At 39.9% G+C, this 20,806-nt stretch carries 13 protein-coding genes; all 13 read left to right on the forward strand.

Annotated elements, in window-relative coordinates:
* Positions 1-484 precede the first annotated feature (484 nt).
* A complete protein-coding gene (locus V9W66_RS13085) occupies positions 485-1,231 on the forward strand; it encodes a thioesterase II family protein (RefSeq protein ID WP_144094954.1) in 747 nt (248 codons plus the stop codon).
* Positions 1,221-1,907 carry a 4'-phosphopantetheinyl transferase family protein gene (locus V9W66_RS13090; RefSeq protein ID WP_173681810.1) on the forward strand — a complete coding sequence of 229 codons (687 nt, stop codon included), beginning with the start codon at positions 1,221-1,223 and terminating at the stop codon, positions 1,905-1,907. The genes V9W66_RS13085 and V9W66_RS13090 overlap by 11 nt, the downstream gene beginning before the upstream one ends.
* Positions 1,908-1,913: 6 nt before the next feature.
* On the forward strand, positions 1,914-3,527 hold the full coding sequence (locus V9W66_RS13095) for a (2,3-dihydroxybenzoyl)adenylate synthase (protein WP_144094958.1): 1,614 nt from the start codon (positions 1,914-1,916) through the stop codon (positions 3,525-3,527).
* Positions 3,514-8,244, forward strand: a complete 4,731-nt coding sequence (locus tag V9W66_RS13100; protein WP_144094960.1) for a non-ribosomal peptide synthetase — start codon at positions 3,514-3,516, stop codon at positions 8,242-8,244. The genes V9W66_RS13095 and V9W66_RS13100 overlap by 14 nt, the downstream gene beginning before the upstream one ends.
* On the forward strand, positions 8,244-11,024 hold the full coding sequence (locus V9W66_RS13105) for a methyltransferase (RefSeq protein WP_144094962.1): 2,781 nt from the start codon (positions 8,244-8,246) through the stop codon (positions 11,022-11,024). Before V9W66_RS13100 ends, V9W66_RS13105 begins: the two co-directional genes overlap by 1 nt.
* Before the next feature lie 3 nt (positions 11,025-11,027).
* Positions 11,028-12,125, forward strand: coding sequence for a saccharopine dehydrogenase NADP-binding domain-containing protein (locus tag V9W66_RS13110; RefSeq protein ID WP_144094964.1), 1,098 nt, complete (start codon positions 11,028-11,030; stop codon positions 12,123-12,125).
* Positions 12,126-12,459: 334 nt separating this feature from the next.
* Positions 12,460-13,161: an alpha/beta fold hydrolase gene (locus V9W66_RS13115; protein WP_144094966.1), complete on the forward strand. Its 702-nt coding sequence runs from the start codon at positions 12,460-12,462 to the stop codon at positions 13,159-13,161.
* 27 nt (positions 13,162-13,188) lie between these two features.
* Complete coding sequence (locus tag V9W66_RS13120; RefSeq protein WP_144094968.1) at positions 13,189-14,259, forward strand: helix-turn-helix domain-containing protein; 1,071 nt, start codon at positions 13,189-13,191, stop codon at positions 14,257-14,259.
* A gap of 107 nt (positions 14,260-14,366) precedes the next feature.
* The gene (locus V9W66_RS13125) at positions 14,367-14,972 is read left to right on the forward strand and encodes an MptD family putative ECF transporter S component (RefSeq protein ID WP_144094970.1); all 606 of its coding nucleotides are present in this window, start codon (positions 14,367-14,369) and stop codon (positions 14,970-14,972) included.
* A gap of 9 nt (positions 14,973-14,981) precedes the next feature.
* Complete coding sequence (locus tag V9W66_RS13130; protein ID WP_279230841.1) at positions 14,982-15,653, forward strand: energy-coupling factor transporter transmembrane component T family protein; 672 nt, start codon at positions 14,982-14,984, stop codon at positions 15,651-15,653.
* On the forward strand, positions 15,653-17,134 hold the full coding sequence (locus V9W66_RS13135; protein ID WP_144094995.1) for an ABC transporter ATP-binding protein: 1,482 nt from the start codon (positions 15,653-15,655) through the stop codon (positions 17,132-17,134). Before V9W66_RS13130 ends, V9W66_RS13135 begins: the two co-directional genes overlap by 1 nt.
* A gap of 122 nt (positions 17,135-17,256) precedes the next feature.
* On the forward strand, positions 17,257-19,065 hold the full coding sequence (locus tag V9W66_RS13140) for an ABC transporter ATP-binding protein (protein ID WP_144094974.1): 1,809 nt from the start codon (positions 17,257-17,259) through the stop codon (positions 19,063-19,065).
* On the forward strand, positions 19,058-20,806 hold the full coding sequence (locus V9W66_RS13145) for an ABC transporter ATP-binding protein (RefSeq protein WP_144094976.1): 1,749 nt from the start codon (positions 19,058-19,060) through the stop codon (positions 20,804-20,806). Before V9W66_RS13140 ends, V9W66_RS13145 begins: the two co-directional genes overlap by 8 nt.

The following is a 20,806-nucleotide window of genomic DNA, read 5'->3' on the forward strand; positions in this document are numbered from 1 at the left end:
AGTGAGTGATGAAAAATTATCGCACTGTGACCATGTAAATGGAAACCAATACACATATCTGTGATTGTGGGCGAGGGTATGGGGAAACGAAATCCCCATCAAGTTGCAAGTGGTCAATAGCCCGGAAAGGGTTATTGTGCTACGTTGCGAAACTTGCTCTGGAAGAGTGGCATCTAATATAAAGCCAAATCGGATGGAAATTTGAGAACAATTTAAAATATAAAAAAACGGAAATCTTATCCCGAATTAGGCTGGAATAATTAGAAAGCATATTGATAGTTCGGAAAAATGATGATATAATAAAGTAAGTTGCGACTAACTAAAAGAGCCGAGGCATGATTATGTCAACAGTTAGTCTATAAATAATTGAAGAAAGGAATTTGCATATATATATTTTATACATAGGCTAGAAAAAACTAATTAAAATTAGCTGCTTCGAACATGCTGATTGTTAATATGAAAGATTATTGAATAAGGAGTGCCGATGAACATTAAATTAGTAAAAAATTATAATCAAATACGTCCAGATAGGGCTACGTTATTTTGTTTTCCCTTTGCTGGAGGAGGAGCGTCTGCATACAACTCTTGGGTTCAAAAAATGAAAGACAAAGTAACCGTTTGTCCGATTCAACTTCCAGGAAGGGAAGAGAGGATTATGGAGAAGCCATATAACAATATGACAGATATGCTGGATGAATTGGAAGAAACTATATGGAAATGCATACGGGGACCATATGCATTTTGGGGACACAGTATGGGCGGAAAGATTGCCTATGAGTTAGAAAAAAGACTGGAAAAGAGAGGAAAGACAGCCCAATGTTTTTTGGTGTCCGGAAGCCGTATCCCAAGTATCCCAGAACGAAATCCAATCTATCATCTTCCTGACGATGAATTTAAAAAAGCGCTCGGAAGATTCGAAGGGACACCAAAGGAAATACTGGAGAATCAGGAACTTCTGGATTTCTTTTTGCCTATGCTGCGGGCTGATTTTACGATGGACGAAACCTATCATGATAAGAAACTTACTGTCTTGCAAAGCCCGATTGAAGCATTTGGAGGACGGAAAGACCGCGAAGCAGATGAAGAAGCGATGAAAGAGTGGAGAAAATATACAAAGAGGGCTTTCCACTGCCATATGTTTGAAGGTGGGCATTTTTACATCCGGGAACAGGAAGAAGATGTCCTGTCAGAAGTACAGAAATGCCTTCTGGGTGTTCCAGATGAAAATTGAATCATACGGAAACCGGGAACTTATGCATATGGGAAAGCTGGAACTGCATACAGGGGAGGTACACATCTGGAAACTCCGATGGAGAGAACTGGAAACATTTTGGGAGTGGCATAAGCCTCTTTTGGAAAAGGAAGAATACCAGAAAGTGAAACATTATCATTTTTATGAAGATCAGATGCGTTACCTTACAGGAAAGATTGCTGTGAGAATGTTATTGAAAGAATATTCAGGCGTGGACAAGATTGTTTTGAGAAAAGGAAAATACGGGAAACTGTACTGGAAAGCGCCGCCTGGACAAAAGGAAATCACATTTAACCTTTCGCATTCTGGAGAATGGGTACTGACAATATTTGCTTGCCAACAGGCTGTGGGAATCGATGTGCAGAAAATAGGAGAAATTCCTGAATATATGGAAATTGCCGAAAAGTTTTTTGCAACAGAAGAAGCGGCGGAAATCCGGGAAGCGGGAAATTCCGAACGGTTCTATCATTACTGGGCAGCAAAAGAGGCATATCTCAAAGCGTTGGGAATCGGCTTAAATCGGGGAATGGGCTTCTTTTCTGTCAGGGGGAACAGGATTATAGAAAATGGAAAAGTAAAATCTGGATGGAAATTATATCCGATTCTGATAAAAGATTATGCCGCATATGCGGCGGTACAGGAGAAAGGAAGGTAATACAAAATGGCAGGCTACAAAAAGAATATGGCACAATATGAAAATCTAGAAGGCTGGGAAAAGTTAAGCCTAGGAATGCAACTTGATAAATGGGCAATACGATATGGAAACAGGATAGCGGTCACAGACAGCGAGGAGGAAATTACCTATTCGGAATTGAATCAGAAAGCAATCGGTACAGGCCAATATTTTATGGAGAAGGGGATTCAAAAAGGAGATAAAGTTCTGGTGCAGTTACCGAACCGGATTTCATTTGTCGTGGTTCTCTTTGCTCTTGCAAAGATTGGGGCAGTACCGATTATGATGTTGCCAGCCCACAGAGAAACAGAATTAGAAGGAATCATAGCGCTTGCAAAGCCGTCAGCATACATTGTAGCTGAAAGATACCTGGGTTTTTATTATGTGGAAATGGCAATGGCTATGCAGAAAAAATTCCCGTGCATACAAAATGTTTTTGTAGATGGAACGCAAAGGGGAGCATGGTATGAGGCGGAAACAGAGAGACAGGGAGTATTTCCGGAAGTAGACAGTTATAGCACGGCAGTATTGCTGTTGTCTGGCGGTACGACCGGTGTTCCCAAGCTGATTCCCCGAACCCATACAGACTATATGTACAATGCAAGAATGTCAGCAAAGCGCTGTCAGTTGGATGAAAGCAGTGTTTATCTTGCGGCGCTTCCGGTAGCGCATAATTTTCCACTTTGCTGTCCGGGGTTGTTGGGAACCTTTGATATAGGAGGAAAAGTTGTATTGGCGCCAACAACCAGTCCGGATGATATCCTGACGGCGATTACTGAGGAGAAAGTAACCATTACAGCCCTAGTTCCGGCCATGGTTACGGTGTGTATGGAAATGCTGGAATACGATGAGGACTATGATATTTCCAGCCTGAAGATTTTACAGGTGGGAGGAGCGATGCTTGAAGACTCCCTTGCAGATAAGATTATAGAAGAATGGCCGTGTACACTGATGCAGGTGTTTGGGACTGCGGAGGGGCTTCTATCTTTTACCAGCCCGGATGATGATGTGACCGTAATAGCAAGATGTCAGGGCACTCCGGTATCTCCTGCAGATGAAGTAAAAATCGTAGATGAAAACGATGAGGAAGTACCGACAGGAGTTTTTGGAGAATTGTTGTCGAGAGGGCCTTATACGATTGACGGATATTATATGGCGGAAGAAACCAATAGGACAAGTTTTACAGAAGATGGCTTCTACCGGACGGGGGACAAAGCCATGTGGACGGGAAAGGGGCACCTCCGCATGGGAGGAAGAATCAAAGAACAGATTAACAGGGCAGGAGAAAAGATCATGCCTGCGGAAATAGAAGCATATTTGTGTAAACACTCAGACATTAAGGAAGCCGCTGTTGTAGGCGTGCCGGATGAGACATTAGGAAACCGGATATGTGCGTTTATTTTGACGGAAAAAGGAAATGCGCTGGATGTACAGGCTGTACACCAGTTTTTGAAAGAAATTGGTGTTGCGTCTTATAAACTGCCGGATCAGGTAGAGATTATAGAAAAATGGCCGTTGACCAGTGTGGGAAAAGTAGATAAAAAAGTGTTAGTACAGATGGCACAGGAAAAACGAGGAGATTATAGAGATGGAATACAGTGAAGTAAAAGAACAGATCAAACAGAAATTGCCGGTACAGAAAGAATTTGGAGATTCTGAAAATCTTTTAGAGCTAGGACTTAGCTCTATCGTGATCATGAGGCTGGTCAACCAGTGGAGAAAACAGGGAGTAAAGGTTGCTTTTGGAACCCTGATGGAGCATCCAACCCTGAAAGAATGGTGGAAGATTATTCAGAAAGGTACGAAGAAAAAGGGAAAGAAAGCAAAAGCAGAAAAACGGGATATCATAATGGAAAGAGATATGCGGAAGCCATTTCCTTTAACAGATGTGCAGTACGCTTATTGGGTAGGAAGAGAGGATAACCAGGTATTAGGGGGAATTGGCTGCCATGCATATTTGGAATTTGATGGATATGGAGTTGTCCCTGAACGCCTTCAAGAAGCTTGGAGTCGGATACAGTATCATCATCCTATGTTGCGAGCTAGTTTTTCTGAAAATGGGATGCAAAAAATAGAGAGTAAACCATACTCTGAAAAGATAAAAATTAACGATTTTTCGTTATTAACAGAGACAGAAGCTGAACAAGAAGCACAGGCTGTAAGACGCCGTTTGTCACACCGGAAATTAAAGATAGAGGAAGGAGAAGTTGCGGGTCTAGAACTTACCTTGCTTCCAGGAAATAAGACAAGATTGCATATAGATTTGGACTTGTTAATTGCAGATGTGCAGAGTCTTCAAATATTATTGCGTGATTTGGCCATGGTTTACAGTGGAGTTGAATTACCGGAAGAATCCAAAGATTGGAATTTTGCTGCCTATTTAGAGCAACAAAATGTGGAAGATAGAGAAGAACGGAAAAAAGCGAAGGAGTACTGGTCTGCTCGTCTTAAAAATTTGCCTCAGGGACCAGATATGCCATTAGCGAAACGACCAGAAGAAGTAAAGAATCCGGTATTTCATAGAAGAGTCGTGAGGATTGGAAAAGAAGAATGGGATTGTTTACAGAGACGGGCAAAAGAGTATCAAACCACACCGGCAATGCTTTTGCTTACTGCATATTCTGCAATTTTAGAACGTTGGAGTAAAAATAAGAGTTTTTTGATTAACATACCATTTTTTAATAGGAAGACAGAATATAAGGGATTAGAGGATGTAATCGCAGATTTTACTACGCTACTACTTTTAGAAATTAATTGTGAGGGGAACCCTACTTTTCTTGAGCTTTTAGACAGGATACAGAAGCAATTACATGAAGATATGAAATATACCACTTATTCCGGCGTACAGGTTCAAAGAGATTTGACACAGATGTATGGGGACATTTCTGCTATTGCACCAATTGTATTTGCGTGTAATCTTGGAACTGAATTGGTAAATAGTACTTTTACGGAAAACTTTGGAAGCTTTTCGTACATGATTTCTCAGACACCACAGGTATGGAATGATTTCCAAAGTTATGAGGATGAAAATGGAGTACAGCTTACATGGGATACGATAGATGAACTTTTTCCAGAAGATATGATAGATGATATGCTGACAAGTTTTGAACAGCTCTTACATAATTTGAGGAAAGAAGATTGGAACCAAAGATTTGATGTACTACCAGAAAGACAGAAGAACTTTGTGAGAAAGGAATGTACAATACCAGCTGCTTCTGAACAGAAAGTATTATTTCAGGAATTTTTCGAAAATGTCGAACGTAGTCCAGAACGTATTGCAATAATAGATACTGGAAAAGAGTTAGAGATTTCCTACAGTAGATTAAAGGAAATGGCACAGAGAGTAGCAGCAGGAATTATTAAGCGGAATATAAAAGAAGAAAGTATAGCAATTACAATACCAAGAGGTTATGAACAGATTGTGGCTGTTCTTGCTGTTCTGATATCAGGAAATGTTTACGTGCCGGTTAGTTGCGAACAACCTTCTGAAAGACGGAAATTAATACATGAAAAAACAGATATTCATTATGTAATTACTACAGCAGAAAAAGAAAAGCAGATAGAATGGCCGGAGAATGTGGAGATTTGGTGTGTAGAAAAGCTGTTGGAAAATGAACTGTTGGAAAATTATCCGAAAATATATCCGGAAGATTCGGCCTATATTATTATGACTTCTGGATCTACGGGACAGCCCAAAGGGGTTGAAATGTCACATGCTAATGCTTGGAATACTATAGAGTATATAAATCGTAAATATTGTGTAGACCAGACAGACGCAATTTTAGCAGTTTCAGCTTTAGATTTTGATTTATCCGTATATGACCAATTTGGTTTATTAAGCGCAGGTGGGAAAATAATTTTAATTCCTGAATCAGAAAGTAAAAATCCCGATTATTGGTTAAAAATGATATTCGAATATCATATTACGCGTTGGAATTCAGTGCCGATTTTAGGAGAGATGTTATTTGAATGCTGGAAAGCTCAAAAAAAGGAAAAAATTCCTTTCCGTACGGCTTTTTATTCAGGTGATTGGACATTATTGTATATGGTTGATATGTTTTATGAGGCTGTAGAAGATGGGACATTGATTGTTTTAGGGGGAACGACAGAAACAGGCATTTGGTCAAATGAACAGATAGTGAAACTGCCACTTCCAGAAAACTGGAAAACTATTCCCTATGGAAGACCGTTAGAGAATCAGGCATATAGAGTAGTGGATGACTTCGGAAGAGATTGTCCGTTTTGGGTAGAAGGAGAATTATGGATTGGAGGTGAGGGAGTAGGAAAAGGTTATAGAGGGGATGAGGTATTAACAAAACAAAAGTATATTATGGATTGCTTTGGACGTTGGTATCGGACAGGTGATAATGGATGCTTCTGGAACGACGGAACAATAGAATATAGAGGAAGGCGGGATTTCCAGGTAAAGGTAAAAGGGCATAGGATTGAATTAGGAGAAATTGAAGCAATCTTAAATAAAATCGCTGGGGTTAAAAAAAGTATAGTGTGTGCAGTAGAACACAATAATCGAAAAAATATGTTGGTGGCAGTTGTTGTAAAAGAGAGCCCCAATATAAATGAGGAGTTCCTTATGCAAAATTTAAAAAGTAAGCTTCCTGTTTATATGCTCCCGACAAAAATAATATTTGAGGATAAACTTCCAGTTGGAAAAAATGCGAAACAAGATAGAAAGGAAGTAGTACGATGGATAAAAGCGCATGAGGATAGAAATATAGAAAATGAGGAGAAGCTTACACCATGCGAAACAAGGATGCTGAAGATATGGAAGCGGTTGCTTGGTAATGATAATATTACGAAAAAGGATAATTATTTTGTATGCGGTGGCGATTCCTTATTAGCGGTTAGAATGACTGCAGAAATAGAGGCAGAATTTGGTGTTAAAGTTAGTATTGGAATCATATTTGAAAATAATACAGTAGAATCCCTAGCAAAAAGAATTTCTAGTATAAAAGAGAAAAGAAAGCCTAATATAGAGGTAGTTCAGCACAACGAGCAGGAACGTTTTCAAGAATTTCTGACTACTGAAATGCAATATGCGTATTGGATAGGCCGGCAAAATGTATATGCATTAGGAAATGTGTCTTCTTATTGTTATTATGAAATAGTCAGCAAAAATCTTTCTATAGAACGATTAGAGAGGGCTTGGAATGAACTGATCATAGAGAACGATGCACTTAGATTGGTCTTTTCAAAAGATGGAAAGAGACAGAAGGTTTTGGAAAGCGTACCTTATTACAATTTAAAAGTATATAATACAGACCTGGATGGCAAAGAAACAGTTGAATCTATTAGGGACGATATGTCGCAACAAATAATGGAAGCATCTCAATGGCCTTTATTTGATATACGTGTTTCTATATGCCAGGATAAGAACATAGTACATGTCGGAATAGATAATTTGATTATGGACGCAAGAAGTGTTTTGTCAATTTTATATCAGTGGACACAGCGATATGTGGGAAATAATAAAAGCAAATTAGAATCCGTAAGTTTTAGAGACTATGTGTGTGCAATGAATGAGAGAAATATGTTGCTTAAAGACCAAGAATATTGGGAAAGCAGAATCAGCCACTTTCCGGCGTATCCGAAAATCCCGACTAAGAAAATGCCACAGGAAATTACTAAGCAAGTCTTTAAAAGGTATACAAAAGAAATGACAAAACATAAATGGGAGCTGCTGAAAAAGATCGGTGAAAAGCAAAACATTACAGCCTCAAATATACTTCTCACAGCATATGCACTTATGTTATGGGAAGAGAGTGGGAGTAATCATTTTGCTTTAAATATTACGATTGATAAAAGATGGAATTTGAGTAAGGAACTAAGACATACTATCGGAGACTTTACAGGAAACATACTGCTTGAAATAAAGATAGATGAGAAAAAGACTTTTATCGAATTGGCTCATGAAATACAGAATCAACTGATGAAAGATCTGGAACATTCTGATTTTAGCGGTATCAAATTCCAGAGGGAATTATCAAAATATGACGGAAAGAAATTCCGGTATGGTATTCCATTTGTGTATACCAGCACTCTAGGTATGGAAAATGAAAATGATAATCTTTTCGGAGAAATTTGTTACAATATTACACAAACGCCTCAAGTGTGGTTGGATTACCAAATCCAAGAGAGACAAGGTGCATTGTATTTAAATTGGGACTATTTGCAAGGATTACTTGATGAAACACAGATAGAAAATATGATATATAAGTATTCTAATCTTCTGGATTGGCTTATAGAAAATGGAGATTTTTTAATAAGTGAAGATAATAATTATCAGGAGGGAATTTTGTGATGCAAGAATTGATAGAAAAAATAAATGAAAGAAAAATAAAATTATGGATTGGTTTAGACGGAGAATTGCATTATAGAGCACCTAAAGGTGCATTATCGTCAGGACTGGCAGGAGAGATACGGCAAAATAAGGTCAAAATTGTAGAATTTTTAAAAAGAAAAGTGTGTGAACGCATAGTGGAGGTTGCGGAGAGAAATGATAAAATAAGAGTAGCAGAAGCTAAATGGGGAGAAGAAGGGCTTCTACTCCAGGTAGAACCAGAGCTGATACGACAGAATTATAAAATATATAATTTGGCTTTTTTGAATGAAAAAATGTCAGAAATTTGGAAAAGCGAAAATGCTGATATCGATGCTACTGTACTAAAGCAATGGATAGAAACGGCAGAAAGAGTAGCTCTTGGCGAAATGTGGAAGGTAATGCTGGAGCATGATTTTTTTGTAGCAGAGGGACAGCACTTCACGGTAGAAGAAATGGAGAGTAAGATAGGGGTTGCTGATAAATACAAACGCTTTTTTAGACGTTGGCTTAAAATTTTCGAAAACGAAAATTTTATCAAGGAAGAACAGGACGGTTTTTGTAGAACCTCTAAAAGTTGGAAAGTTGATGTGGCTGCGGAATGGGATTATTTATGGGGGGTGGAAAAACAACTAAATTATGGAGAAGGTTTTGTAAGGTATTTAGAAAAATGCAGTAAAAGCCTAACGCAATTATTTCGAAATGAAATTGCTCCATTAGAATTACTCTTTCCACATGGTGAAATGACGACGGCAGTTGATACATATCAGAAAACGTTGTCAAGTAAAATACTAAACCACATGGCTGAGTGTGCAGTTTTGGAAGCGTATTCTGAGAAGAAGGGTAAAGTTTTCCGGATTTTAGAAGTGGGGGCAGGGGTTGGTGGAACCAGTGATGGTATTATCGAAAGACTATCAGAGCAAAATGTAGAATATTATTATACAGACGTATCTACATATTTTTTGAATAAAGCGAAGGAACGGTATCGGGGAAAAAATTGGATTAAATATAAAATTTTTGATATTAATAAAGGTGGTATGGAAGAAAACAAGTTTGATCTAATTATCTGTGCCAATGTTCTGCATAATGCTAAAAACGGAATATCTGTGTTGCAACAGTTAAGGGGACTAATAAATGAAGAAGGGCTATTAGTTATTTTAGATGCAATAAAAGAACCTTATTATTTGTTGACATCTATTGAATTTAATGATGGACTGAGTGATTTTGATGATTTTAGGAATGAAGATGATAGTACCTTTTTTGAACGCAAGCAATGGGAGTATATGTTCGGACAGGTAGGGTTAGATATTGTTGCGGCGTATCCTGAAGAAGGAGAGGCTTTTTTCGGTCTGGGGCAGGGAATTTTTGTTTTGGGAGTCCAGAACCATCATATGGAGATAAATACAAAAGAATTGCGTGCGTATTTAAAGCAGCAACTAGAAGAATATGAGTTGCCAAATGAAATTAAAATAGTACCATTTTTAAATAATGGAAAATTAATGAATAAGCTTCCGAAAACAAAAGAGAAAACAGTAAGTGTTGAGCAACCAAAAACAGAACTTGAAATGCAACTAGAAGAAATATGGGGAGAAGTGTTAAATAAGGAAAGCATAGGACGCCATGAAAATTTTTTCGCAATAGGTGGTGATTCGTTATTATTATCTCAGATAATAGCAAAAATGTGGGATAGTCTTCCGGAGACGAAAGCTTGGAGTTGGGGCGACTTGATGAGAGAAATATTAGAAACACCTACAATTGCAGAGATGGCGGATAAAATTGAAACAAAAGAAAAGAGTCATGAGGCGATTACTACTCTCATTGAAGGGACATCTGAAAGCAGGATTGTTTATGTGATTTTTCATGCTGGAACAGGGTCTTTAGTACCCTATCTTGATATGATAAAAATTTTAAGGGAAAGGGAATTTAAGTATACGATACTGGGGATTCCTTGTATAGAACAGGATCAGTATTTGCAACTTCCAGTTGAACATCTATTTGTTGAATTAGGGAAAAAGTATGCTGAGTTGTTAATAAAATACAAGGATTATAAGTTATACTTTATTGGTCATTGTATTGGTGGACTGATTGCGATAGAGACAGCTAAGGAACTTTTAAAACAAGGTACAGAGGTTGATTTGGTTACTATGATTAGTACGAATATTTATGATGGAGATGATAAAAAGCGGGAGGAAAATTTTCAAATATTACAATCGAACTTGATATTAGAAAAGGTATTTGGGCGGCTTATAGGTGCAGATGTCCGTAAAAGTGGATTTACGATAACAGATACCAAGCTTATGGAGGCTATTCGTGTTATTTGTCAAAAAGGAAAGTTTGTAGAAGAAAAATTAGTTGAATTGACAGGGGAGTATCAAGAGGTTGCAAATATGTGTCAAAAATTGTTAGAAAGCTCTCACCAAGAGCGTTTGAGAAGTTTGTTTAGCGCCAGAGAAGGTAAAGTGAGACATGCCGAGAATAAAGAAGATAGAGAGGTACTTTTTGAAATCTTTAAGCATAATTTGTTGGCGGCTTTATATTATGAAGTGACGGATTATTGTGGAAATATAAAGCTTTTAAGGTGCTGTAATCAGACGGAAAATTTTTTTATAAATATGATTGATGGATTTTCAGAAGATGATATGGTGTGGAGAAAATCAAAAGTAAAGGATATAGTGACTGGGGAGGTACAAGGTGACCACATATCCTGTATGGAATTTCCATACATAAAAGAAAACATTAATCTGATAATTGAGGGAATATAAAACATGGAAAGATCACTAATAGGTATTTTAGGTGCTAGTGGTAAAGTGGGACAGTTAGTATGTGATTACTTGGTAAGGAATACAGGGTATATAGTGAAAGCAGGGTATAGGAAAACTATACCCTTCCTTTTTAACGGACGGCTCAGGTGGCAGTTCGTAGATATACAGGATAAACAAAAGTTATTTGAATTTTGCAGAGACTGTAAAATAATAATAAATTGTATAGGCTCTAGTAGAAACATAAATTTAAACCTGGCGTTTATGGCACATGAAGTAGGGGCAATATATATTGATACGTATGGAACAGGCAAATTAAAGAAAGAGCTTGTAAATAGAGATATAGTAAATTCAGGATGCTATATATTAGGAGCAGGGGTTTATCCTGGCCTAACAGGTATAGCAATGAACTATCTGGTAAAGAAATATCCGAGCATTAAGAAGTGGAAGGGCATGGCAGGAAGTTACGAGCCGATAGGCGCTGGAGCAGCAGAAGATTTGCTATATAGCTGTTTATATGGGTTTGGAATAGAAAATGCATATTGGAAACACGGTCAAATAAAAGTGCCTAAAAGAAAAGAGATAGAAGAAATATATATCCCACAACTTCAAAAAACGAAAAATATTGCACTGTTTTTGCCGGATGAAATTCTCCAGATTGCAAAAGAGAATGATTTAGAGACAATACGTTGGTATAATATATTGCCCAATAAAGAGCATATGGCTATTATGAAGAAGGCATATCAGAAGTTGCTACAGAGAAATGATATTGCTACAGAGATCCAAGAGTTTGAAGAAATCACAAGGAAAAGTACGGAGCATTGGAATATTATATCTTTTAATTCAGATGACGCAGAAGTCGGGCAGATATTAGTAAAATTAGAGATATCAAATACCTCTGCGTATAAAATGACAGGAATAGTAGCAGCGTTGCTAGCTATTAGGAGTGCTCAAACAAAAAGAAAAAGCGGAATTTGGAACGCATATGAGACTATTCAGATGCAATATGTATTTGAAAAATTGCAAGAAGAAGGTGTGTTCATAAAGGAAACGCAGGAAGTTTCTGCTGTTTACGAAGAAAGCGAAGAAACAGGTATACTGTGAAAGATAACTCGTGTACCAAAAATATAGTACTCGAAGTACTCGAACTGATGTAAAAGCCAGTTAGAGTACGGTCAAAAGAAAAAGCGTACTCTAACTATATGTTGTGGTGCATAAAGTTATCCTTTCTTCCTTGAATGCCCATGATTTGGGCGAATATAGCCTGTCAAGGGCAAAGCCGCTTAGCGGTGCGTAGCGCCCTTTACAGGGCATGTGAGGTCAAATACCCTACATCTAGGGAAGAAGGAACAGTTGGAGTACGGTGTACTCGAAGTAAAAGTGCCGTGTTTACTGGCTTTGCGGCTGGTATACACGAGATATCATAAGGAGGAGAACTATGTATGTATTAATACATGGAGGTTTTCATAATAATAAGTGTTGGCATGATGTGGAACAGATATTGAGGAAGAATGGAAAAAAGGTCACATCTGTTTTACTTCCAGGACATAATGAAACAGATATAGAACGGTTAAAAGACATCAACGTGACAACTTGTGTAGAAAGTATAATTAATCAAATAGGAGAAACTGATGAAAAATTAACATTAGTATTTCATTCCATGGCGGGAATTTTTATATATGATACATATAAGAAGATTGGAAAAGAACAAATAGAGAGTATCTATTGTGTTGCTTGTTGTATACCAGCTGCTGGAGAAACTATGTCAGATATTCTGAAGGGACCGTTACATTCATTCGCTTCATTTTGTGCAGGAAAAATTCAGGTGGTAAAAAGGTTCCCTAAAATTTTAGCATTAGCCATTTTTGGAAATGGGATGAATAAAAAGCAACGAGAAAAGTTGTATAGTAGCTTATGTGGAGAAAGTACAAATCTGCTTTTTGAAAGAATAAATGAGTGTAAACTAGAAACTTCAATAAAATGGATTTTGCCAACAAAAGATAGGGCTCTAAATCCAAAACAGCAAAGAGTATATATGAATAACATTGGAAATATAAAATCCATTATTAAACTTACGGCGCCACATGATGTTATGATTAGTCATCCAGAAGAAGTTGCAAAAATTTTATTGGAAAATTGAAAAATATACCAAGAGAGGAATGGTATCATGCAAAATGAAGATCGACAAGAAATTTCTGACACACTTAAACTGTTAATTCATAATAACACCAAATGTCAAGATATGTCAGGAAAAAAAATATATGGAAATATACAAAAGGTAGAAAAAAAGAATATTACAGGGATGACTTATCAGCTTTCAAATGAAACTGGACATGGGGAAATTACGGTTTATAGAGTGTTTACAGGAATAGAGCTTTACTATAACGATATGCACATGGAATATTGCAACCAAAACCAGGCCACCGTAAAAAATATGATAGAGATTAACCACTGTTTGATTGGACGTTTCGAGTGCAGTTTTGGTGAAAACAGTTGCTGTTATATGGCGGAAGGCGATCTATCCATCAGCTCAATGATGAAGAAAAAGTCAAATTCGTGTTTTCCGCTGAACCACTATCACGGCATTTCCATTATCATCAATTTGGATGAGTTGTTGCCGGAGGTGCGGCGAATCATGGAGTTACTAAATATTGATTTGCACTACATACAAAAGTATATATGTGAAGGTAACCGCTGCTGCATTATGCGGGCTAACCCGTCTATTGAACATATTTTTTCGGAACTCTATCATGTCCGGGAAAAGAGAAAACCGGGATACATGAAAATTAAAATGCTGGAACTGCTTCTGTTTTTAAGTGACCTCAATACAGCAGAAGAGGTTTTGCAGACGGATTATTTCAATCAAAATCAAGTTGCCTTGATTAAGGCAGTAGCATCATATATCACGGAGGATTTAACGACACACCACACGATTGAGCAGCTTTCTCAAAAATTTAGGATTTCTACAACTGCGCTGAAAAAATGCTTCCGGGGTGTCTATGGAACCTCTGTTTATTCCTATCTCCGTACCTACCGGCTTCAAGTCGCTCAAAAGCTGCTGCTGGAGACAGAGTTGTCAGTGACGGAGATTGCAAGCAAAATCGGATATGAAAATCCGAACAAATTCACTTCTGCCTTCAAGGGAATGTATGGCTGTTCTCCAACAGAGTTCAGAAAGAGTGTCCGTTTGGATAGAAGCGGTCTATATGGAGTGGCGAAGAAGTCTGAGCTATATTAAACTATCCTTTGTCAGATAAAAGCAGAAAGAACGCTTGAAGCTGGCCTATTTTTTGAATAGCCGGTTAGATAGTGCTAACTTTCTAAAAGACAAAGGAGGATTTCCAAATGGAAAATGAAAAATCGACAGGTAACAAATATACTGTCAAAGATGCGGCTATCATCGGTATCTTCTGCGCGGTTATGTTCGTGGTATTTATGGTTTACTCAACCCTGACCGGCGCTTCTCTGTTCTACTCCATGATTTTCAATGCCGCTGGCGCAGCACTTATCCTCGCGCCGTTTTATATTTACATGTGCATGAAAGTCGGCAAGCATGGCCCTGCCCTTGTTTACAATATCATGTGGGCGATTATCGCCGGACTGATGATGGGGCCGTTTATGATTCCGTGGTTTTTGGGCGGCGGCATCATTGCAGAACTTTCCATGTGCGGAAAGAATGCTTACCATGACATTAAGCGTGTGTCTATTTCGTGGGTAATCACGGCGTTGGTTCGTGCTGCACATGGTATGTCAGAAATCTGGTTTTTCAGAGATGCGTTCCTTGCCACTGGTGTCAGCGAGCAGCAGGTTCAGGTCCAGACCCAGTATTACACCGATCCGAAGTACGTCCTTTTGAGCCTGGCTGTTACCGCTATTCTAGCCGTCCTCGGCTGTATGATTAGCAACAAACTGATTGTGAAGCACTTCAGAAAGAGTGGCGCGATTAAATAAGCTATGAACATGAAATTTGATTTCCGAACCAAATTGCTTGTCATAGTTCTTACTATGTCGCTTGTGGCGGTGCTCACAAGCGACATTTTGATATACACGCTTTTGGGAGTTTTAAGTGTGTATCTGATTATTCAGGGCTTTGGCAGGCAGACTATAAAATATCTGATTGTCTGCGGTGTTTTTATTGTACTGAGGCTGATTTCAGGAGGACAAGGCATTACGATTCTTATGCCAGAAATGTTCTTGTTCATGGTACTTCGTATTTTAATGATGGTTATGGCGGCGCAGCCTGTGATTGGTATGTCGCCAGGAGAAGTAGTGGCCGTTTTCAAGAAAATACATGCTCCCGATGGAATTGCTTTACCCGTGACCTTTATGCTGCGCTTCTTTCCCACCGTCCGTAGCGAGTTCGCCGATGTTTTTGCCGCCCTTCGGCTGCGGAAACTACTGTCATGGAAACACCCTCTGGACGCGATGGAGTATATTGTTACACCTGTTATTTTCCGCTCATCCAGAATAGCAGAAGAACTTGCTGCTTCTGCTGAAAGCAGGGGAATATCCAATCCAGGGAAACATACCTGCCGCAGAAAGATAGAATTTCAAAAACGGGATTGGATCATGAGCGTGATTGCTGTTTGCGTAACAGTACTCTATTTTGTGCTGGAAAGGACGGTAGCGTAATGGAAAATTTCAAGACAAGACGATCCGTTATCCAGTTTGAAGATGTATCTTTTGAATATCCGGGAGCGGAAACAGAAAGCATCCATCATATTGACCTTGATGTAAAAGAAGGCGAGTTTCTTGTACTGACTGGCGGAAGTGGTTGTGGAAAGACAACACTAACACGGCTGATAAACGGATTGGCTGAACAATTTTACGAAGGGACGCTGAAAGGGCGCGTTACATTGCTGGGGCGTAGCATATCTGAATATCCTCTGTATGAAATTGGTAAAAAAGTAGGCTCGATTTTTCAAGATCCCAGGAGCCAGTTTTTTGCCAGTATTACAGAGGATGAAATTGCGTTCGGCTGTGAGAATTACGGCGTTCCTTATGAGGAATTGGATGGGCGAGTTTCAAATGCCATCAAACGCATTAACGGAGATATGCTGCGTGGGAAAGAGATTTATCCCATGTCCAGCGGTGAAAAGCAGAAAATAGCGGTGGCCTCCGTCAACGCTGTTGATCCGGAAATTTACGTGTTTGACGAACCATCAGCCAATCTGGATATGTATTCCGTTGAGGCGCTGAAAAATCTGATGCGTGAACTGAAAGAAGAAGGTCACACAATCATTGTCGCTGAACACAGGCTTTATTATCTTACTGGCCTTGCTGACCGCTTCCTCTACATGGAAAACGGGAGCATAAAAGCAGAGTGGACACCTGAAGAACTGCTTTCCATGCCAGAGGCAAAAAGAAAGGATATCGGAATACGGGCTGCGGATTTACGCCACATTGAAGTAGACATTCCTTCCAGGAAAGAAAAGGATGTGACTTTGGAGGTAAAGGGACTGGCTTTTTCCTACCGTAAACATCCGGTTTTCCATGACATATCTTTTCAGGCGTATGCCGGTGATCTGATTGCGATTATAGGACATAATGGAATAGGAAAAACCACTTTGTCAAACATCCTTTGCGGAATGCAAAAAGAAAAAGCAGGACAGATTTTATATAGCGGGAAAGATGTTTCTAAAGGCAGACGAAAAAACTTTGCCTATTTTGTTATGCAGAATACAGATTGCCAGTTATTTGGGGACAGTGTAGAGGAAGAATTACTCTTGAACGGAAAAGGTAGCACGCAGGAGCAGAGGGATGATCTGCTGAAAATGTATGGTCTGTTTGAGTGGAAAGAAAGGCACCCAGCTATCCTTTCCGGCGGGCAGAAGCAACGGCTCACTCTTGCTGTATCTGATTGGATAGATACACCCATTTTGATTTTAGATGAACCCACCAGCGGTCTTGATTACAAAAATATGGTGCGAATATCCGAGCATTTGAAGGCGCTGGCTCAAAAAGGAAAGACAATTTTAATCATTACCCATGACTATGAATTTGCCGCTATGACTTGTAATCGAGTTCTTCACTTCATTGATGAAGGTCATGCAGAAACATTTCCCTTGCAAGGAAGTCTGCCCCGGTTATATTCCTGTCTCATGTGTCAGTGAGTTATGTGTCTGATTGGATAGGCGCGCCCTGTATGGAGTGGCAAAAACAACTGAATGATTTTATAATAATAGGTGAGTTAGAAAATGCTAACCCACCTATTATTGCGAAAGGAGCCTTGCTTATGGATAAGCAAAAAAATGGAGAGCTGTCCAGAATGTTCAGTTACGCAGGGAATTACCATGTTCTGACCATTTTGGGCTGTGTCCTCTCCGGGATTAGTACCATTTTTTCTATGCTGCCTTTTGTTTGTATATGGCTTGTTATCCGTGATTTGATCCAGGCATTCGCTGCGGGGGATATATCTCGTGCAACGGAAAGTACTCGTTATGCGTGGATAGCAGTCGTGTTTGCAGCAGCAAGTATTTTAATTTATTTCATCGCTTTGAACTGTACCCACCTGGCGGCGTTTCGTACAGCGACCAATATGCGGAAAACAGCAATTCACCATATTGTGACACTGCCGTTGGGCTATTTCAGCCAAAATGCCAGTGGACAGCTGCGGAAAATCATTGATGATAATGCAGGACTTACAGAAGGGTTCCTGGCCCATCAGCTCCCGGATTTGACCGGTGCAGCCGTCATGCCGGTTGCGGTTATTGTTTTGATTTTCCTCTTTGACTGGCGGCTGGGAATTTGCTGTCTGATACCTATGGGGATCAGCGTCATCTTTTTGAAACAGATGATGGGTGGAGATAATGCACAGTTTATGGGCAAGTATATGACCGCATTGGAAACAATGAACAAAGAGGCCGTGGAATACATTCGCGGTATCCCTGTTGTAAAGGTGTTTCAGCAGACAATTTACTCCTTCAAAAATTTCCATGCAGCGATAGAAGAATATGAGAAATTTGCTTCCGGGTATGCTTTGAAATGTCGTATTCCTCTTACCGGATTTACAGTAACGCTGAACGGCACATTTGTTTTGCTCATTCCGGTGGTTATGTTTATTCTATCTGGGATCAGCGGACAGGCGGCTTATGAAAATGTTGTACTGGATTTCCTGTTTTATAGTCTGTTTACCCCGGTCTGTGCAACTATGATGAACCGTATCATGTTTGCCAGTGAGCAGCTTATGGCCGCAAAAAGCGCAGTCAGCCGAGTGGACGAAATTTTGCAGGAAAAGCCATTAAAGGAGCCGGAGCATCCTATGATTCCGGCAGACGCTTCGGTTGTGTTTTCGGATGTGTCTTTTTCCTATCCAGGTGCCAAAGAAAAAGCCTTAGACCATATCAGCTTTGTGGTTCCAGCAGGGAAAACGGTTGCGCTTGTTGGAGCTTCTGGCAGTGGTAAAAGTACGGCGGCAAGCCTCATCCCCCGATTTTATGATGTTCAGTCAGGTTCCGTTACGATTGGCGGCGTGGATGTCCGCAATATTGAAAAACGAGAACTGATGAAAAGAGTTGCTTTTGTGTTTCAGAATACCCGCCTGTTCAAAGATACCTTACTTAATAATATTAAGGCGGCCCGTCCAGACGCCACCAGGGAAGAAGTGATGAAAGCGGCCAATGAAGCACAGTGCAAAGATATTATTGACCGGCTCCCGGATGGACTTGATACGCTCGTTGGAACAGGAGGTACTTATCTTTCAGGCGGCGAAAACCAGAGGATTGCGTTGGCAAGGGCTATCTTAAAAGATGCTCCTATTATCGTGCTTGACGAAGCCACAGCATTTGCAGACGCCGAGAACGAACATCAGATACAGCTTGCCTTTGAGCGGTTGACCCAAAATAAAACTGTTCTGATGATAGCCCACCGGCTTTCTACAATACAGGATGCAGACCTCATTCTGGTCTTTAAGGATGGACAGATTGCAGAAAGGGGAACACACGAAGAACTATTAAACTTAAATGGAATTTATTCCTCCATGTGGAAGGATTACCAGACATCAATTGCATGGAAGGTCGGAAAGGAGGGCGAACAGCATGATTAAAGCATTGAAGAACAAGTATGCGTTAAGCAATCAGGGTGCAAAAGACCTGCTGAAAGGAATTATTTATTCCGTACTGGCAAATATCAGTCTTATGTTTCCGGTTATTCTGCTGGCAATCGTCCTTAATCAACTTCTTGCGCCCATTTTGGGAACAACTGCACCGGAGATTAGCGCCGTCGTTTACACGGTGATTGGAATAGTGATTTTAGCCGTAGTTTTTATATTCCACTATTGCCAGTACACTGCAACATATCTCGGAACCTATGACGAAAGCGCACGGCGGCGTATTGGCCTTGCGGAAAAATTGCGTACCCTTCCGCTGACCTTTTTCCATCAGCGCGATCTTGCTGATCTGACAAGTACAATTATGGGGGACTGTGCAAATTTTGAACACGCATTTTCCCATACAGTTCCGCAATTCTTTGGAGCTGTTATCTCAACAGGCATTGTTTGTATTGGCTTGTTGATCTTTAACTGGCAAATGGGTCTGGCCCTTCTTTGGGTAGCTCCGATTTCCTTTGCAATCGTAATCCTGTCCCGGAAATGCCAGGAAAAACTTAGCAAAAAGCACATGAACGCTAGATTAGAACTGGCCGAAGGCATTCAGGAATGTTTGGAAACCGTACAGGATATAAAAGCTTGCAATCAGGAGGAAGATTATCTCCGCAAACTGGATGCGAAGATGGATGCTGCGGAAAAGGCACAGATTTCCTCTGAAATGACGACAGCAAGCCTGCTGACAACTGGACAGATGTTCCTGCGGCTTGGTTTGGCAACGGTAATTGTTGTGGGTAACAGTCTTGTGGTAAATGGAGATACATCCCTGTTTACCTATATCCTGTTTTTGATTGCTGCATCCCGCCTGTATGATCCGCTTTCCGGGGCAATGGCAAATATGGCAGAGCTGTTTTCCGTACAACTTCAAGTGGATCGCTTGAAAGAAATTGAAGAATACCCAGAAGAGACCGGCGAGATTGAGATTCACACAAACGGATACGATATTACTTTCGACCATGTCCGGTTTTCTTATGAAAAAGACAAGCCAGTGCTGCGGGATGTTTCATTTACCGCAAAGCAGGGACAAGTCACAGCATTAGTCGGCCCATCCGGCGGCGGCAAAAGTACCGTTGCAAAGCTGGCAGCAAAATTCTATCCGCTGGATGGAGGAAGAATACTTTTAGGCGGAACCGATATTGCCCCACTCAATTCAACCATGCTGATGAAAAATTTCTCTATCGTTTTTCAAGATGTTGTACTTTTTAACAACACCATCATGGAGAATATTCGTGTTGGCAAAAAAGACGCTACGGACGAGGAAGTGATTGCTGCAGCTAAAGCGGCTCAGTGTGATGAATTTATTTCAAAATTGCCGGACGGCTATCAGACGGTGATTGGAGAAAACGGTTCAACATTATCTGGCGGTGAGTGCCAGCGCCTTTCTATCGCCCGCGCCCTTTTGAAAGATGCTCCTGTTATTCTCCTGGATGAAGCTACTGCCTCTCTTGACGTAGACAATGAAACAGAAATTCAAAATGCAATTTCAAAGCTGGTCAAGGGAAAGACGGTTCTTATTATCGCTCATAGAATGAGAACGGTTGAAGCTGCTGATAACATCGTTGTACTGTCGGATGGCATTGTAGTCGAAAATGGAACCCATGAGGAACTTATGAAGGAAAACGGGCTATATCACAGGCTGGTCGATTTGCAGACGGCTTCTGCAAATTGGAAGTTAAGCGTTTAG

It is taken from the genome of Blautia massiliensis (ex Durand et al. 2017), from assembly GCF_051861785.1.
GTDB classification, from domain to species: Bacteria; Bacillota; Clostridia; order Lachnospirales; family Lachnospiraceae; genus Blautia_A; species Blautia_A luti_A.

Coding starts and splice junctions, on each gene's coding strand:
- V9W66_RS13105 (WP_144094962.1), top strand. CDS start 8,244: ATGCAAGAATTGATAGAAAAAATAAATGAAAGAAAAATAAAATTATGG.
- V9W66_RS13095 (WP_144094958.1), top strand. CDS start 1,914: ATGGCAGGCTACAAAAAGAATATGGCACAATATGAAAATCTAGAAGGC.
- V9W66_RS13120 (WP_144094968.1), top strand. CDS start 13,189: ATGCAAAATGAAGATCGACAAGAAATTTCTGACACACTTAAACTGTTA.
- V9W66_RS13140 (WP_144094974.1), top strand. CDS start 17,257: ATGGATAAGCAAAAAAATGGAGAGCTGTCCAGAATGTTCAGTTACGCA.
- V9W66_RS13145 (WP_144094976.1), top strand. CDS start 19,058: ATGATTAAAGCATTGAAGAACAAGTATGCGTTAAGCAATCAGGGTGCA.
- V9W66_RS13100 (WP_144094960.1), top strand. CDS start 3,514: ATGGAATACAGTGAAGTAAAAGAACAGATCAAACAGAAATTGCCGGTA.
- V9W66_RS13130 (WP_279230841.1), top strand. CDS start 14,982: ATGAAATTTGATTTCCGAACCAAATTGCTTGTCATAGTTCTTACTATG.
- V9W66_RS13115 (WP_144094966.1), top strand. CDS start 12,460: ATGTATGTATTAATACATGGAGGTTTTCATAATAATAAGTGTTGGCAT.
- V9W66_RS13110 (WP_144094964.1), top strand. CDS start 11,028: ATGGAAAGATCACTAATAGGTATTTTAGGTGCTAGTGGTAAAGTGGGA.
- V9W66_RS13085 (WP_144094954.1), top strand. CDS start 485: ATGAACATTAAATTAGTAAAAAATTATAATCAAATACGTCCAGATAGG.
- V9W66_RS13125 (WP_144094970.1), top strand. CDS start 14,367: ATGGAAAATGAAAAATCGACAGGTAACAAATATACTGTCAAAGATGCG.
- V9W66_RS13090 (WP_173681810.1), top strand. CDS start 1,221: ATGAAAATTGAATCATACGGAAACCGGGAACTTATGCATATGGGAAAG.
- V9W66_RS13135 (WP_144094995.1), top strand. CDS start 15,653: ATGGAAAATTTCAAGACAAGACGATCCGTTATCCAGTTTGAAGATGTA.